14 protein-coding genes and 1 tRNA gene are annotated in these 15923 nt (G+C 45.9%); 7 read left to right on the top strand and 8 right to left on the bottom strand.

Annotated features, from left to right (window positions below; translation table 11 throughout):
• Window positions 1-16: 16 nt before the first annotated feature.
• The 6 genes from BLR32_RS18335 to clpX all read left to right on the top strand — a co-directional run bounded on the left by BLR32_RS18335 (window position 17) and on the right by clpX (window position 6390).
• Window positions 17-1216, top strand: a complete 1200-nt coding sequence (locus tag BLR32_RS18335; protein ID WP_218124220.1) for an MFS transporter — start codon at window positions 17-19, stop codon at window positions 1214-1216.
• A 425-nt stretch (window positions 1217-1641) separates the two neighbouring features.
• Window positions 1642-2559, top strand: a complete 918-nt coding sequence (locus BLR32_RS18340; RefSeq protein WP_089834304.1) for an arginase family protein — start codon at window positions 1642-1644, stop codon at window positions 2557-2559.
• 106 nt (window positions 2560-2665) lie between these two features.
• Window positions 2666-2747 (top strand) — tRNA-Leu (locus BLR32_RS18345).
• Window positions 2748-2979: 232 nt separating this feature from the next.
• The gene (locus tag BLR32_RS18350; RefSeq protein WP_089834305.1) at window positions 2980-4356 is read left to right on the top strand and encodes a trigger factor; all 1377 of its coding nucleotides are present in this window, start codon (window positions 2980-2982) and stop codon (window positions 4354-4356) included.
• Window positions 4346-5047, top strand: a complete 702-nt coding sequence (clpP, locus tag BLR32_RS18355) for an ATP-dependent Clp endopeptidase proteolytic subunit ClpP (protein ID WP_089834306.1) — start codon at window positions 4346-4348, stop codon at window positions 5045-5047. Before BLR32_RS18350 ends, clpP begins: the two co-directional genes overlap by 11 nt.
• A gap of 107 nt (window positions 5048-5154) precedes the next feature.
• Entirely contained in the window at window positions 5155-6390 is a 1236-nt protein-coding gene (clpX, locus tag BLR32_RS18360) for an ATP-dependent Clp protease ATP-binding subunit ClpX (RefSeq protein WP_089834307.1), read from the top strand.
• Between the two features lie 69 nt (window positions 6391-6459).
• On the opposite strand, the gene BLR32_RS18365 is transcribed toward clpX, so the two are convergent.
• The gene (locus BLR32_RS18365) at window positions 6460-7197 is read right to left on the bottom strand and encodes a hypothetical protein (RefSeq protein WP_143011519.1); all 738 of its coding nucleotides are present in this window, start codon (window positions 7195-7197) and stop codon (window positions 6460-6462) included.
• A 133-nt stretch (window positions 7198-7330) separates the two neighbouring features.
• Here BLR32_RS18365 and BLR32_RS18370 point away from each other — a divergent pair, with 133 nt between their 5' ends.
• Window positions 7331-7540, top strand: coding sequence for a hypothetical protein (locus tag BLR32_RS18370; RefSeq protein WP_089834309.1), 210 nt, complete (start codon window positions 7331-7333; stop codon window positions 7538-7540).
• 408 nt (window positions 7541-7948) lie between these two features.
• On the opposite strand, the gene BLR32_RS18375 is transcribed toward BLR32_RS18370, so the two are convergent.
• From BLR32_RS18375 to porX, 7 genes are all read right to left on the bottom strand, one after another.
• Entirely contained in the window at window positions 7949-9574 is a 1626-nt protein-coding gene (locus BLR32_RS18375) for an NADP-dependent glyceraldehyde-3-phosphate dehydrogenase (protein ID WP_089834310.1), read from the bottom strand.
• 280 nt (window positions 9575-9854) lie between these two features.
• The gene (locus BLR32_RS18380; protein WP_089834311.1) at window positions 9855-10994 is read right to left on the bottom strand and encodes an acyl-CoA dehydrogenase family protein; all 1140 of its coding nucleotides are present in this window, start codon (window positions 10992-10994) and stop codon (window positions 9855-9857) included.
• Window positions 10991-11995, bottom strand: a complete 1005-nt coding sequence (locus BLR32_RS18385; RefSeq protein ID WP_089834312.1) for a ComEA family DNA-binding protein — start codon at window positions 11993-11995, stop codon at window positions 10991-10993. Before BLR32_RS18385 ends, BLR32_RS18380 begins: the two co-directional genes overlap by 4 nt.
• Before the next feature lie 196 nt (window positions 11996-12191).
• On the bottom strand, window positions 12192-12554 hold the full coding sequence (locus BLR32_RS18390) for a hypothetical protein (RefSeq protein WP_089834313.1): 363 nt from the start codon (window positions 12552-12554) through the stop codon (window positions 12192-12194).
• A 413-nt stretch (window positions 12555-12967) separates the two neighbouring features.
• Window positions 12968-13732, bottom strand: coding sequence for an MBL fold metallo-hydrolase (locus BLR32_RS18400; protein WP_089834315.1), 765 nt, complete (start codon window positions 13730-13732; stop codon window positions 12968-12970).
• Window positions 13729-14076: a hypothetical protein gene (locus BLR32_RS18405; protein WP_089834316.1), complete on the bottom strand. Its 348-nt coding sequence runs from the start codon at window positions 14074-14076 to the stop codon at window positions 13729-13731. Before BLR32_RS18405 ends, BLR32_RS18400 begins: the two co-directional genes overlap by 4 nt.
• Before the next feature lie 31 nt (window positions 14077-14107).
• Window positions 14108-15661, bottom strand: a complete 1554-nt coding sequence (gene porX / locus BLR32_RS18410) for a T9SS response regulator signal transducer PorX (protein ID WP_089834317.1) — start codon at window positions 15659-15661, stop codon at window positions 14108-14110.
• Window positions 15662-15923: the final 262 nt, after the last annotated feature.

A 15923-nucleotide genomic window follows, 5' to 3' on the forward strand; every position in this document is an offset into this window, starting at 1 on the left:
CATTGACTGAAACAGGATGGAGCACAAACATTTAGGAAAGGGAGATACGGCGTTTATGGCGGCTTGTACAGGACTTATTGTTGCCAACATTTACTATTGCCAACCACTGATCGTTCTTATTTCAAAAGAATGGGGATTACATGAAAGCGTTGCCGGCAGGGTTACCTATCTTACCCAGATAGGATATGCACTCGGGCTGTTACTGATCGTACCCATGGGAGATATCCTGGAGCGTCGGAAACAGATCCTGATCAGCACCGCGGCTACCGTACTGGCGCTGTTACTGGCTGCCACTGCCCCGAATTTTCTCACCCTTCAGATAGCCAGTGTACTCATTGGCACTTCCTCCATCGTTCCACAGCTTATTCTGCCACTGGCTGCCCATCTGACACACGACCACAAGCGAGGCAGTACTATCGGTACCATCATGGCAGGTCTACTGGTCGGCATCCTGGCATCCCGCAGTCTTAGCGGGACAATCGGATCATTATATGGCTGGCGGGCGATGTATTACATTGCGGCAGGGGTCTGTCTGGTACTGCTGTTATTGATGCGGTTACGTTTCCCTAAGAGTCAGCCGACATTTAAAGGTCACTACGGCCATCTGATGAAGTCCGTTGCACATTATGCCATGACACAGCCCTTACTTCGGCAGGCAGCGGTTACCAATGCCCTGTCCTTTGCAGTGGTAAGCGCCTTCTGGGTAACGATGGTGCTTTTCCTGTCCGGAGCGCCATTCGGGTTTAAATCCTTCGAGATCGGCCTTTTCGGCCTGGCAGGAGCCGCCGGTGCCCTTGCCGCTCCTCTGATCGGCAAGATCAGCGATGGCCGCGATCCGGGTAACAACATCATTATCGGGCTGATCTGTGAATTGCTCAGCTTCATAGGATTCTATTTTACCGGCAGCGGTATCTTCCTGCTGCTGGCCGGCATTATCATACTGGACGTGGGGCACCAGTCTGTCCAGGTTACCAACCAGACTATCATCTACTCTATTCTTCCTGAAGCCAGGAACCGCTTTAATACCGTCTTTATGACCTCCACCTTTATAGGCGGTGCTACCGGCTCGGCTTTCGGGCTGTTCCTCTGGAATATTGGTCACTGGCCGGCTGTATGTGTCGGCTGTAGCGGAGTTGTCCTGATAAACATTTTCCTCTTCTTCAGAAATAAGGCAAAAGCCACCCGAAATGCGGAATTAGCCGTTCAAAAAGCCTAAGAATACAGTACTGTTCGCCGACCAGCGTTCGCTCTGGTATCGATCTGTTATTTATTCGTCGCCGTCACTTTACCGGCATTTTATCGGTATTTCATCGGCATTTCCATATCGCTTCACCAGCATTTCCATATCATTTCACCGTCATCTCTATATCGAATGGATATACATATGACGGTGAAATGATATCCAGATGACGGTATAGCGATATGGAGATATAGAGAACAGATCGAACACTGAAGCAGTCTACGTTGCAGACGAACCCCATTTTCTTCCCCTGACGGGCGTTCCAACTGAAGGGTATTTATTCACTTTCAGCATTAGGTTTTTGGAAATTTCTGCGGACTGCGTCCTTGTTTTACCAGAAAGCCCTTATCTTCGGTTAACAACCAAATTTTTGCCCTAACATAGATCCCAAAACAGTCACCATGCGCCATTTCATGATCATTGAGGCTCCATCCAACCTCGGTTTGAAGGAATTACGCCCGGGTGTGGAACCAGGTGTCCGGCTGCTACCAGAGGCCCTGCGTAAAACAGAACTGGCCAGAGAGGCTGGCATCACTCACGTTATTTGTATACCAACTTTGCCTTACAGCATGGATATAGACGGGGAAAGCGGCGTCCGTAACGCAGAAGCCATTGCCGCCTATAGTGAGAAACTGGCCGCCAGGGTCAGGGAAGCTGTAGACAAGGATGTTATCCCGATAGTGATAGGCGGGGACTGTAGTATTCTCATTGGTAATGCGCTGGGATTGAGAAGCACGGGCAGGCATTATGGCCTGTTTGCCATGGACGGCCATCACGACTATATGTGGCCTGAACATTCCGGCACTGCCGGAGCGGCAGGAATGGCCCTTGCCATCGTATCGGGAAAGGGGCATGCAAAACTGACAGACATCGGGCAATTACGCCCATATATCAGGGAAGAGCATATTTATGCATATGGCAACCGGGAGCTGGACGCCGACTATGTGCAATTGATCACTGACAGCCAGGTTAACTATTATGACCTGCTGACCATCCGGGAGCAGGGCACACGTGCCATTACCTCCCGTTTCCTGACAATGATCGGCCAGGCGGGGCTGGACGGCTTCTGGATTCACCTGGATGTGGACGTACTGGATAATGATATCATGCCCTGTGTTGACAGTCCGCAGCCTGGGGGACTGTCTTACCGGGAATGGGAAGAAACCCTGCAACCGCTGATTGCCTCACGGTACTTTAAAGGCATGAACATTACTATCCTTGACCCGAGCATGGACCGGGACAACAGGTATACAAAAGCCTTCTCTGAGCGTTTGGCTGCACTGTTAAGGCCGGCAGTTAAGGGTTTGAGTAACAGTTAAAAAAACTGGGCCCTACATTTTTTTTAATAAATAAAAAAACAATACCTTCGCAGTCCTTTTCTCAGCATGTGCATGCTGGGAAATGAAGTTCTTAAAAATACTGAATGCGGGTGTGGTGAAATTGGTAGACACGCCAGACTTAGGATCTGGTGCTTCACGGCATGTAGGTTCGAGTCCTATCACCCGCACTTTTTTTGACGCTTAATGCCCGATGCTGACCGCTTAACGCAGACTCTGCCTCAGCATTAAGCGTTTTTTTTATCCGGCAATCCGGTACCCAGCTTCAAATTATTGCCATTAAGGCGCTAAGTCACCTAGTAACTCCCACATAGCTGCCATTCCTTCGTGCCTTTGTGACTTCATGGCAGAAAATTCAAACAAGGAATTATTATTGCTTCATACAAGAACATTTAAACTATTATGGCAACCGTTACCAGAGAAAACATCGGTTTATTGAATGATAAGATCACTGTGAAAGTGAGCCAGGAAGACTACCTTCCAAATTTTGACAAGGCAGTAAAGCAACTCAGCAAAACCGCTAATATACCTGGATTCCGTAAAGGCATGGTGCCTGCTGGCATGGTAAAGAAAATGCACGGTCAGGCCATTTTTGCAGATGAAATACTGAAAACTGTTGAAAAAGAGCTGATGGGATATCTCCAGAATGAAAAAGTGGAAATATTCGCACAGCCACTCTCCCTGGATAAAGAAGCGAAAACTTTCGACCACAATAATCCATCTGAATACAATTTTGACTTTGAAATAGGTCTGAAACCAGCTTTCGAGGTTACTCCGCTGGTGTCTGGCAAGACTACCCTGACCCGTTACAAGATCAAAGCTACCCCTGAAATGCTGAACGAAGAGATCGAGCGTCTGCAGTTAAGAGGTGGTAAATCCAACGAAGTTGAGTCCGTTAGCAGCCCTGATAACGTTCTCGGCCTGAATGTTGTTGAAACAGATGCTCAGGGTACTGCTGTAGAAGGTGGTCTCCAGAAAGACATCTCTTTCCTGGTGAAAAACTTCAGCGCTGCTACCCAGGCAGAACTGCAGGGTAAGAAAAAAGACGATAGCATCGTGGTACTGGCTTCTGCAGCTATTGACGCTGACAAGCTGGTTTGGTTCCAGCATGATATACTCGGCCTGCACGAGGATATCTCTGCGAAACATTACAAACTGACTATTACCAAGGTAGAATTAATAGAAAAAAGAGAACTGAACGAAGAGTTCTTCAAAGAAGTGTTCCCTGCTGAAGAAATCACTACTGAAGCAGCCTTCCGCGAAAAACTGCAATCAGAAATAGAAAAATCCTGGGATGCCGAAAGCCGCAACCGCCTGCACAACGACCTGTTCGAAGTGCTGGTTCACGAAACGCCGATAGAGCTGCCTAAGGATTTTCTGAAACGTTGGCTGCAAACCGGCGGCGAAAAGCCAAAAACCGCTGAAGAAGCTGACAAGGAATATCCAGGTTTTGATCATCAGTTGCGCTGGACATTAATCAGCGATAAACTGATCCGCGAAAATCAGCTGGACGTTTCTTTCGACGAAGTGAAAGAAGCAGCCAAACAGAAAGTACTGGGCTATTTTGGTGGCGCTGCCGCTACCGATGGTGCAGACTGGCTGGATAGCTACCTGGAGCGCCTGCTGCAGGATGAGAAATTCGTGGACCAGACCTACCGCGAGATGGTGACTCAGAAATTGTTTGATTGGGCAGAAAATAAGGTAAATGTGAAGGAAGAGGAAGTAACAGCCGAAGAATTTGCTAAATTACCTAATAAACATCACCATCATGAACATTAATAACGAATTCAGGAAATATGCCATCCAGCATAGAGGGATCAGCAGCCTGGTAGTAGATAGCTATACCCGTCATCAGATTAATGCCTTAACGCCAAACATCATCGAGGAACGCCCGATGAACATGGCGATAATGGATGTGTTCTCTCGTTTGATGATGGATCGTATCATTTTCATGGGAGACCCTGTAAATGACTACGTAGCCAATATTATCACCGCACAGTTGCTGTTCCTGGAGTCTACCGACCGTACCCGCGATATACAGATGTATATCAACAGTCCCGGTGGTAGCGTATATGCAGGCCTTGGTATATATGACACCATGCAGATCATCGCTCCTGATGTAGCTACTATCTGTACCGGTATGGCCGCTTCTTTTGGCGCCGTATTGCTGGTAGCAGGTACAAAAGGTAAGCGTACTGCGCTGAAACACGCCAGGGTTATGATTCACCAGCCTCATGGTGGTGCAGAAGGCCAGACCTCCGATATCGAAATCACTGCACGTGAGTTCGTTAAGCTGAAAAAAGAGCTGAACGAGATCATCGCTACCCATTGCGGCCAGCCAGTGAAGAAAGTAGAGAAAGACTCTGACCGTGACTACTGGATGACTGCCGACGAAGCGAAAGAATACGGCATCATCGATGACGTACTCACCAGGAATCCAAGAAAACAGCAGGAAAACAATCCGCAATAACAGATTACGGAAAAAGTAAATTGAAAAAGGGTGCGAAATGTGTTTTTTGCACCCTTTTTCATTTCATGAAGTTCCCCTTTCCCCCATTTAACGTACCTTTGTAAGCTATGAAAGAGTCTAAAATCCGTTGCTCATTTTGCAACCGTTCAAAAGATGAAGTGCAAATACTGATTGCCGGTGCAGAAGGTCATATCTGTGAGAACTGCGTAGCAAACGCGCAGGAGATCATAGAACAGGAACTGTTTCAGCAGCAGGGCAAGAAAGCGCCCTCCCACTTTGTTCCTAAAGTGGCGAAACCTGTCGAAATCAAGAAGTTCCTGGACGAATATGTGATTGGTCAGGATGATGCAAAGAAAATACTGGCAGTAGCCGTATATAACCACTATAAACGACTGAACCAACAGGTTGGGGATGACGATGTAGAGATCGAGAAATCAAACATCATCATGGTCGGTGAAACCGGTACAGGTAAAACCCTGCTGGCTAAATCCATCGCCCGCCTGCTCAATGTACCCTTCACCATCGTAGACGCTACCGTGTTTACAGAGGCAGGTTACGTAGGTGAAGACGTGGAAAGCATCCTTACCCGCCTGCTGCAGGTTTGTAACTACGACGTGGAAGCTGCCGAAAGAGGTATCGTATACATCGACGAGATAGATAAGATCGCCCGTAAAAGCGATAACCCTTCCATCACCCGCGACGTAAGCGGTGAAGGCGTGCAACAGGGTCTCCTGAAGCTGCTGGAAGGTACAGAAGCACTGGTTCCCCCACAAGGTGGCCGTAAACATCCTGAACAGAAACTTATCAAGGTAAATACCCAGAATATCCTGTTCATCTGCGGTGGTGCGTTCGACGGTGTGGATAAGATCATCAGTCGCAGGGTACAGACCCACTCTATCGGTTTCAATGTGAATACTGACAGGGAAGAGGAAAACAAAAAGCACATCCTGCGCTATGTAAATTCTCAGGACCTGAAATCATTCGGATTGATCCCTGAATTACTGGGACGTCTGCCGGTGGTGACCTACCTGAACTCTCTCGACTCCGATGCACTGAAAGCGATCCTGACAGAACCTAAGAATGCCCTTGTAAAACAATACAAGAAGCTGTTCAAGGTAGAAGGTATCGAGTTGGTAATAGAAGATCATGCCGTGGATTATATCGTGGAAAAAGCAATGGAATACAAACTGGGCGCCCGTGGTCTCCGTTCCATCTGCGAAGTGGTACTGAGCGACGCTATGTTTAACCTTCCTTCTTCCAGCGAAAGCACTTTTGTGCTGACAAGAACTTATGCAGAAGAAAGACTGGATAAGTCTACGCTGGTGCAGCTAAAAGTTGCCTGATCAAACTAAATATAATGAAGAAGGCGTCCGTTGTCACGGACGCCTTCTTCATTTATGATACAATCAGGCTCACGGCGTTCTATCCTGCCTGTCACTTACGTTCTGTTTAGTCGTTCCTTTGCAAATTTGATAAAATGACATGCTACCGATATTAAACAGCGTAGTATCGTATCCACGTCCAGCTTCGGTTCCAGCCATTTCCTTCAATATTCTCTTACTTATCCATTCCGGTTGCCTTTTATGGATACTATCATTAGCAAACAAAGTGTCAAGGTCATGACAGCTATAGTTTTTACTATTTATTTCAGATGCCGGCTGTAGTTGAATAGCTGTTTCACTTATGTTGGTCACTTTCGTCCAGAGAAGCCCCTGACCACTGACATTAAATTCGAAATAGTCATTCAACGTCGGATGCATGATATTTCCTATCTCCACTTCATTCTCATGCTTCCGGAATGCCCTGTAGTCCCGTTCTTCAATATAGTCCCGTACCTTCATCGATAAAAAAAGGGCCAAAGGAACGGTTAAAAAGAGAATAAAGCCTATATACGCCCGCCAGGGCACCCCCTTCTCATGCTTCTCAATAAGCTCGTCTTCTAGGGAAGAATCTGTTATTGCGATCAATTTATTATCATCAGTACGGGCCACCCATTCATAGTAGCCGGGTAATGTCGGAATGAAGAAAAAATGCAGATAATACTGATGCAGCTCAAATTGCCTGATAACCGGAGGAACCGCCACAGCTAATTCTGACGGCAACACCTTCTTTCGGATATATCGCCTGCGGCCAAATATTATGAAATACATAGGGTAGGATTTATGCTGACTTAAGTCAGTTTTTGTATGCCAAAGAAAACAGAAATTATTCATATATAATTCCGGTAAACCTTTATTTCCTCTTTTTTTCATTTCTCGTTACCTTTAAATCAAAGCATACGATATGGACCTCTTAAAAGAACTCAAAGAAAAAGCAGGACTCTCCAATGAGCAGGCGTTAAAAACCTTCGAAATCCTAAAAGAATACGTAAGGGGTAAAGTGCCCGTTTTTCTGTCAGGTACTGTTGAAAAATGGTTTGCAGACATCGAAAAAAGAGCAGGCTCTCAGGGCCCGGCAGAAGAGAATAAAGACAACGACTTCCTCGAACACTAGAGAATAATATTCCAATGATAAAAGGCCGATCTGTCTATGACAGGTCGGCCTTTTATTTTCTGACAGTGTCCGGTTGTGAATAACATACCAGGGACAAATTGAACAGTTGAAGATCGTTACAGCTACGCTTTTCAAAAAAACATCCGCTTATTCAGCGGATGCTTTCCTTGGGTTGCGTAAAAATGTTTCGATTGTCTTTCTTTTTGTTGAAGGTTGATAAATGGTAAAGAGTGATGAATTAACCCAAATTTAACGTTCTTAATTCACAATTCCATCACCCAAATCAACTAATACTCATTTTTCTGTAAAAAAGTACGAAAGGCAATAATACATTAATATTTTATCACATGGTTAAAACACTCGTGTTTAACCCCGTAATATGCTTTTTAGTCGCTAATAGAATTTTGACTAAAAGATATATTTTGTTGACAAAAAGTTTGAAGTCTGATCATTTACGATCTTATTCAACAGATTTTTGTTCTGTTCAGTTTGTTTTGTAGCTACCATTGAACGAATAGAGAACGCACGCAATGCATCAGGTACGCTGAGTGTTCCCTCTGCAGAATCTTTACGACCGGTGAACGGATATACATCCGGGCCTCGCTGACACTGACAGTTGATGTTTACACGGCTTACCTGGTTTACCAACGGATCTATCAAAGAAGCCAGTTCGTCTGCATCATTGGAGAACAGGCTTACCTGCTGGCCGTGGTCAGATGCAATCAGGTATTCGATAGGTGTTTCAATATCATCGAAAGGTAATACCGGTACCAGCGGTCCGAATTGCTCCTCCCTGTATACTTTCATCTTGTTATTCACAGGATATAAAACTGCCGGATATACGAAAGATTCGAAGACAGATCCTCCGTTCTCATTGATCACTTTTGCTCCGTTGGCAATCGCGTCGTCAATGCACTCTTTCAGATAAGCCGGTTTCTGCGGCTCAGGCAATGGCGTTAAGAACACGCCTTTCTCCCATGGCATACCCATTTTTAGCTGGCTGATAGCGGCGCTCAGTTTCTGCAGGAACAAGTCGGCCACCTTACTATGCACAAAAACGATTTTTAAGGCCGTACAACGCTGTCCGTTGAAAGATAACGAGCCAAGTACCGTTTCCTGTACTGCAAGGTCAAGATCAGCCTTATCTGTGATAATAGCGGCATTCTTGGCATCCAGACCCAGGATAGCCCTCAGGCGGTTCACCTTCGGATGCATCTTCTTCAGCTGGTTAGCCACCTTACTGCTGCCTATCAGGGTCAGTACATTGATCTTACCAGACTCCATCAACGGGCCGATGATCACGTTACCACGCCCGTAGATGGTATTTACCACTCCTTTCGGGAAACAGCTGGCAAATGCTTCGAGTAGCGGATAGTGCAATAAAGTACCATGCTTCGGCGGTTTGAACAGCATTGTATTACCCATGATCAGTGCCGGGATCAGTGTAGTGAAGGTTTCATTCAGCGGATAATTGAATGGTCCCATACAGAGCACCACACCTAATGGAGAACGCCTGATCTGTCCGATAATACCCTGCTGGATCTCGAAACGGCTGGAGTTACGGTCCAGGTCTTTTAATGCATCAATGGTGGTATTGATATATTCTACCGTACGATCAAATTCCTTGATGGAATCTGTGTATGATTTACCGATCTCCCACATGATCAGTTTTACGATCTCTGGTTTCTTCTCGATCATCTTGCCTGTAAACTTCTCCATACAGGCAATACGTTCAGATACTGTCATAGTCGGCCATTCCCCACGGCCGTCATTGTAAGCCAGTACTGCTGCGTCCAGGGCAGCCATTGCTTCTGCCTCTCCGCATAAAGGGTATGAACCGATCACCTTTCTTTCCAGTCCATTCGGTGTCTGTATACAGATTGGAGATAATACCGTATGCACATCGCCATTCCATGGTTTCATTTCGCCACCTGACAAATATTCCCGCTGGTGCACTTCTGCCGGCAACTGGTATTCGGCCGGGATCGCATCTGCTGTGGGGAACATATGGTGTAATTGTTCTTCAAAGCTCATGACATAGTTATTTAATTGGGTTGAAGATAATAAAAGGGTTCTTATGACTATGGTACTCAATTAACCGTCTTTGAAATTCATAAGAAATAACCTCTTTTATACAACCAGGGCCAAAGGTAGTGGCGTTCAGGGGAAACGGGAGATAACAAAAATTGATAAGCCTATTGAGGAAGTAGATAAGAAACAAAAAAGAAAGCCCGTGAGTGAATGCTCACGGACTAACATATACTATAAACAACGAAATGATATTACACGATAACAGGCAGCTGTATACTGTCGTTTATTTCAACGCTTCACGTGCAATGACCAGTTTCTGTATTTCAGAAGTACCCTCTCCTATTGTGCAAAGTTTTGAATCACGATAAAATTTCTCTACGGGGAAGTCTTTCGTATAGCCATATCCGCCAAAGATCTGTACGGCTTCATTGGCAGTTTTCACAGCTACTTCAGATGCGTAGTATTTGGCCATCGCAGCCTGTTGTGTTACTATGCCTCCCCTTGTTTTAGTATCAGCGGCCTGCATAGTCAGCAATTCTGCCGCCATGATCTCTGTGGCCATATCCGCCAGTTTGAAGGAAATACCCTGGAAACTGGCTATTGGTTTATCAAATTGATGGCGTTCCTGTGCATACTTCAGCGCTGCTTCATAGGCGCCTTTGGCAATACCCAGAGACAGGGCTGCGATGGAGATACGCCCTCCGTCCAGTACTTTCATTGACTGTATAAATCCTTCACCTTCATTACCCAGCATATTAGCGGCTGGTATGCGGCAATTATCAAAGATCATCTCAGCTGTTTCTGATGCACGCATGCCTAGCTTATTTTCCTTCTTACCACCACTGAAACCGGGTGTTCCGCGTTCTACCACAAAGGCTGTCATACCATGACTGTCGCGGACGTTACCGGTACGGGCTATTACTACTGCCACATCTCCGCTTTTACCATGGGTGATCCAGCATTTGGTGCCATTAATAACCCACTCATCACCATCTTTGTGTGCTACACATTTCATGTTCATGGCGTCTGAACCGGTATTGGGTTCAGTGAGGCCCCAGGCGCCTATCCATTCTGCGCTGGCCAGTTTTGGGAGATAACGTTGCTTCTGCTCTTCTGATCCGAATTGTAAGATATGGCCGGTACACAATGAATTATGCGCAGCCACACTCAATCCGATGGCGCCACAGATCTTAGCGATTTCGCTGATGACGGTCACGTATTCCAGGTATCCCAGTCCGCTACCACCATATTGCTCAGGAACAAGTACCCCCATTAACCCCAGTTCTCCCAGCTGTTTGAACAACTGCGCCGGAAACGTCTGATTTTCATCCCATTCCAGTACGTAAGGTTGCATGTGAATTTTTCCAAAGTCGCGTATCACTTGTGTAATCTGTCGCTGCGTTTCTGTAGGCTCAAAGTTCATAATGGGGAATTTTCTGTTTTGATGTAATGTTCAATTTTACGATAAATACTATCATCTACCAATGGTATGCCAAGAAGGTCTTCCGGCTGCCTGAAAGGCCCGTGGTTACTGCGATACAGTACTATTAACCGCGCCAGTTTGTATCGTATGTATGGATGTTGCGCCAAAGATTTTTCATCCATGTGGTTGAGGTCTAGTTTTTTTAGTGAAACCTTATGCAATCGCAGGGAAGCTTGAATTTTATTAAATGTCGTGTCTGCCAATCCGTAGGTTTCTCCTACCTGGCTGATAGAGTAAAAGCCTCCCAGCTTCTCCCTGAATTTTACAATGCGGGCTGCCAGCACAGGTCCTATACCCGGCAGGGACTCCCATAGCGCGGAATCTGCCGTATTAATGTCCAACACAGGTAAACTACTACGATATTCTTTCCTGCGGACGCCTTCACGCTGTACTCCAGGCATATGCATGGTATTCCTTCCATATCCTGCATGCTGCGTATCCTGGCGGTATGACGGGTATGCGGCATAATGCCGGGATGTATCAGCCTTATATGGCCGCGCAACGATACGTACATAAGGCATCAGCTCATTACACAGCCCCGGAGCTAATCCATAGATCTTTTTCAGATCTTCTTTCCGCCAAAACCGCCCTCCTTTTGCCAGGTACCGTTGTATAGTACTGATCACTCCTTTCTCCAATCCTAATGCTTCCCATTCCGCAGCGTCAATTGTATTCGGATCAAATGTAAAACGGCGGAGCTGTACACCGCTATCAGTATTTCCCGGGGAAACTTTCGCACCGTTCAACAACGCATCATGAAATGCTGCTACTTCAGCAAGTAATATGCTATCAGTTGTATATACTTCAGCTGAATGGGAAACGTAGCGCTCCCAGAAGGAGGGCATTGCCACACAAATACCTGTTAGTACCAACAGGAATAAAATACCATGTCTTTCCTTCCGGGAAAAGCTGTTGTAAGCTTTCCATAACGCCTGCTTCATGGGTTAACAGTTAAAGCCGGGCAAGTTATTGCATAAACCTGGGAAAAAGGTTAATACGAAGTTAAATAGTGGCTGTCACGGCATAAGGCATACGGCGTATGTCCTCATTTTTTTCCGGCAGCCACTGAGACACAAACACAGGCATACAGTAAATAGTAGAACAGACCTCAATTGTATAGTATGGGTACGTAGCTTATTAATCACCGGTAATTACAATTGTTGCGAATGTGGGAGGATTACAATCCACCATATCACACCGGAACTGCGGCTCATCCTCAACAATATTGAAACTGAACTCCACTCCCGCCGCTATACCATTCCTGTTCACAATATTGGCGTCAATCATGTGTTCATACACTTTCTTGTCCACACAGCTGGTCCAGTCTGTACCAATATCTTTGTTAAGCACCTGGACGGCTACTGTAGCGCAGGAAGAATACAGGATCTTTCCTCTTAATCCTTTTTGCAGGATTGGCCTTCCACCTTCTTCATTTTTCCGGCAACCGGAGGAAAGTATGAACAGGCATATCGTAAACAGTAATACAGGGACAGGTTTCATGACTAAGAATATTTGATCAGTCTTTTATAATAGCAATCGTAAAGGATTGTGAAGGCCCGCAATCGTACATTGCACATCTGCCATATGGTTCATTTTCCACGATATCGAAAGTAAACTCCCCTTGAATGGACCATATATCCAGGTTTGTAATTATCACATCGATCATATGCTGATACTTTTTCTGATCGTGACAGTTAGTCCAGTCGGAGCCAATATTTTTATTTAATACCTGCACAGCAGTAGTCGCACAGGAAGAGTATATGACCTTTCCTCTAAGTCCTTTTTGTAATACAGGATGACGGTCATCTTTTCGGCAACCACAAAAGATTGCAAACAGGCATATTACAGACAAGAATACAGATGTAGGCCGCATAAAGGGGATTTCCTGTAAAACGCTCAGCTCCCCGGGAAAGTTACAGTATTACTTCCAGCCCGTCATAGGCCAGGGCCATACCTGCAGGCAATTCTGCAGCAACCTCTTCATGCCTGCCCAGCTGGTGACTGATATGGGTAAAATAGACCTGCGGGATCTCCAGTTCACGACCAATGGCAATCGCTTCATCCAGCGTAAAATGGGAAATATGTTTCTCTTTTCTCAGCGTATTGAGTACAAGCACTTTAGAACCTCTGATCTTTTGCTTTTCCTCTTCTGCTATGAAATTGGCGTCGGTAATGTAGGTAAAATCGTTGAAACGGAAACCCATCACCGGCATACGGTGATGCATCACATTGATCGGAATAATATCCAGGCCATTCACATTAAAAGGGGCGGTTCCGATAGTGCGTAAGTTCAGTTCCGGAATACCCGGGTATTTCTGTTCAGCAAAGGCATAGGAGAATTCATTTCGGATAACCTGCTGTGTAAATTCGGTAGCATAAATGTCAATAGCCCGCTGCTGGAAATAATTAAAGGCACGGATATCGTCCATACCAGCAATATGATCTTTATGGGAATGGGTGATCAGCACCGCTTCCAGGTGTTTTAAGCCTACCCTGAGCATCTGGTAACGGAAATCCGGTGTTGTGTCGATAACAATATTACCGGCAGGCGTATCTGATATCAGGATACTGCTGCGCAGGCGCTTATCTTTCGGATCGGATGAGGTGCAGACCCGGCAACTACAGGCTATTACGGGTACACCCTGCGATGTACCTGTTCCTAAAAAGGTGACTTTCAATTCTCTGAAGGTTGTTCTGGTGAAGGTGGTATTGATGTATCATCGTTGTTGTCTGCTGCCGCTGCTGCATCTGCCGCATTCTTATTATCGACTATCTGCCTGTACAGCTTCAGCGACTCAGGAGTCAGCATGGTTTCATCCAGCGCCATCGTGGACAGGATATCCAGCAAAGTATTGATACGTCCCTCCAGATTCAGGAATTTATTGATAACAACTACCTTCTTGTGTTCAAGTACACAATAGCCGGAGTTGAACGTTCCCTTTTCGAAACGCAACTCATACTTGGCCTCTCCAAAGATCTTTTCGAGGCGGGTCAGGTTATTGGGTGTGACTTTAAAGTTCATTCAACAAAAATAAGGAAAAAGCCCGGAGTCCCTATTTACTCACCAGCCTTGCTACGGGCACGATCACTTCTTCCAGTGAAATACCGCCGTGCTGGAAAGTATTCCGGTAGAAATTAACAAAGTAATTATAGTTATTCGGATAGCAGAGGTAGCCGTCCTCCTTAGCGAAGATGTAAGATGAGTTCACATTCGGCCTTGGCAGACCAGCCTCTTTTGGATCACGGAAGGCCAGTACTTCTTTTGCATCATAGTTCAGGTTACGACCATGCTTATACCGGAGGTTGGTAGTGGTCTGTTTGTCCCCAATCACTTTAACCGGTGTTTTCACTCTCACATTACCGTGGTCTGTCGCTATGATCAGGTTGATCTTTTTGTCTGCCAGTTTACGGAGGGCCTGATGCAGCGGCGAGTGCTCAAACCAGCTGGCGGTAATAGAGCGGTAAGACATTTCATCGGCGGCCAGTTCTTTCAGCACCTCCATTTCAGTACGGGCATGGCTGAGCATGTCTACAAAATTATACACGATCACATTGATCGGGTATGACATCAGGTTATGCACATTGTTAACCAGGTGCTGACCGTCGTTGTGCGTGGTTACTTTTGTATAAGAGAACCGTGTGTCCATCTTCAGCCGGCGGAGCTGATCGGCAAAAAATATTTCTTCGTGCAGGTTCTTCCCTCCTTCCTCGTCATCGTTCTTCCATTCTTCCGGGAAGCGCTGTTCGATATCCACCGGCAGCATACCGGCAAAAATGGCGTTACGGCTATACTGGGTGGAGGTAGGCAGGATACTGTAAAAAGTATCTTCCTGCACCAGGCGGTAAGACTCCAGGAAAATGGGCAATATCGCCTTCCACTGGTCCCAGCGGAGGTTGTCTATTATAATAATAAAATTAGGTACGTCGTTGTCCAGGGCCGGCACAATCTTATCCCGGAAGAGGGTGTGCGACATTACCGGCGCCTCTTTTGATTTCGGGCTTACCCAGCTGGCATAGTTCCGGCTGATGAATTTGGCGAACTCGGTATTGGCCTCTGCTTTCTGGGAGTTTAACACTTCCAGCATTTCAGGACTGTTTGTTTTACCCATTTCCATCTCCCAGTACACCAGTTTCTTGTAGATGTCCATCCACTCGTTATAGTCCGGGTTGGAGTTCAGGGCCATGAACAGTGTACGGAATTCCTGCTGGTAGGCAATGGTTGTCTTTTCTGCCACCAGGCGTTTATTGTCAATGATCTTCTTAAGGGAGAGGAGTACCTGGTTAGGATTCACCGGCTTGATCAGGTAATCGGTGATCTGTGATCCGATAGCATCATCCATCACATTTTCTGCTTCATTCTTGGTGATCATCACTACGGGGATCTGCTGATCGATCTCTTTGATCTTCCCCAGGGTTTCCAAACCAGTTATACCTGGCATAGACTCATCCAGCAGCACGACATCCACCACCTGGTCACGCAGGAATTCAAGGGCGTCATACCCATTGGTGAGGGCCGACACTTTATATCCCTTGGTTTCCAGGAACATGATCTGCGATTTCAGCGATTCTATTTCATCATCTACCCAAAGTATATTTATTTGACTCATTCAAGTAAGGTGTTTATGATAAAGCAAATTTTAGTTGGCAGTGACAACTATCCTACTCAAGTTACGTATTCATGTTGTCAAAAACCGTTCCCGGCAGCTCATCGGGGCACAATAAATTGTTAAAAAACAATATGTTCGATGACCAGTGATTAAATATTAATAATTTCGATCATAAAAATAGGGAAAATAGCGTGGAACATAGGGGGATTCCTTTCGTCCCGCGTCTATACATTAGAAAAAGTTACAGATAATAATTCCTTAA

It is taken from the genome of Chitinophaga filiformis (assembly GCF_900102545.1).
GTDB lineage: Bacteria > Bacteroidota > Bacteroidia > Chitinophagales > Chitinophagaceae > Chitinophaga > Chitinophaga filiformis.

What these genes read in the sequence shown, in the direction of transcription:
- BLR32_RS18390 (WP_089834313.1), bottom strand. Translation starts at nt 12,554, where the DNA reads ATGAAACCTGTCCCTGTATTACTGTTTACGATATGCCTGTTCATACTT.
- BLR32_RS18385 (WP_089834312.1), bottom strand. Translation starts at nt 11,995, where the DNA reads ATGAAGCAGGCGTTATGGAAAGCTTACAACAGCTTTTCCCGGAAGGAA.
- clpX (WP_089834307.1), top strand. Translation starts at nt 5,155, where the DNA reads ATGAAAGAGTCTAAAATCCGTTGCTCATTTTGCAACCGTTCAAAAGAT.
- BLR32_RS18365 (WP_143011519.1), bottom strand. Translation starts at nt 7,197, where the DNA reads ATGTATTTCATAATATTTGGCCGCAGGCGATATATCCGAAAGAAGGTG.
- BLR32_RS18335 (WP_218124220.1), top strand. Translation starts at nt 17, where the DNA reads ATGGAGCACAAACATTTAGGAAAGGGAGATACGGCGTTTATGGCGGCT.
- BLR32_RS18375 (WP_089834310.1), bottom strand. Translation starts at nt 9,574, where the DNA reads ATGAGCTTTGAAGAACAATTACACCATATGTTCCCCACAGCAGATGCG.
- clpP (WP_089834306.1), top strand. Translation starts at nt 4,346, where the DNA reads ATGAACATTAATAACGAATTCAGGAAATATGCCATCCAGCATAGAGGG.
- BLR32_RS18370 (WP_089834309.1), top strand. Translation starts at nt 7,331, where the DNA reads ATGGACCTCTTAAAAGAACTCAAAGAAAAAGCAGGACTCTCCAATGAG.
- BLR32_RS18380 (WP_089834311.1), bottom strand. Translation starts at nt 10,994, where the DNA reads ATGAACTTTGAGCCTACAGAAACGCAGCGACAGATTACACAAGTGATA.
- porX (WP_089834317.1), bottom strand. Translation starts at nt 15,661, where the DNA reads ATGAGTCAAATAAATATACTTTGGGTAGATGATGAAATAGAATCGCTG.
- BLR32_RS18350 (WP_089834305.1), top strand. Translation starts at nt 2,980, where the DNA reads ATGGCAACCGTTACCAGAGAAAACATCGGTTTATTGAATGATAAGATC.
- BLR32_RS18405 (WP_089834316.1), bottom strand. Translation starts at nt 14,076, where the DNA reads ATGAACTTTAAAGTCACACCCAATAACCTGACCCGCCTCGAAAAGATC.
- BLR32_RS18340 (WP_089834304.1), top strand. Translation starts at nt 1,642, where the DNA reads ATGCGCCATTTCATGATCATTGAGGCTCCATCCAACCTCGGTTTGAAG.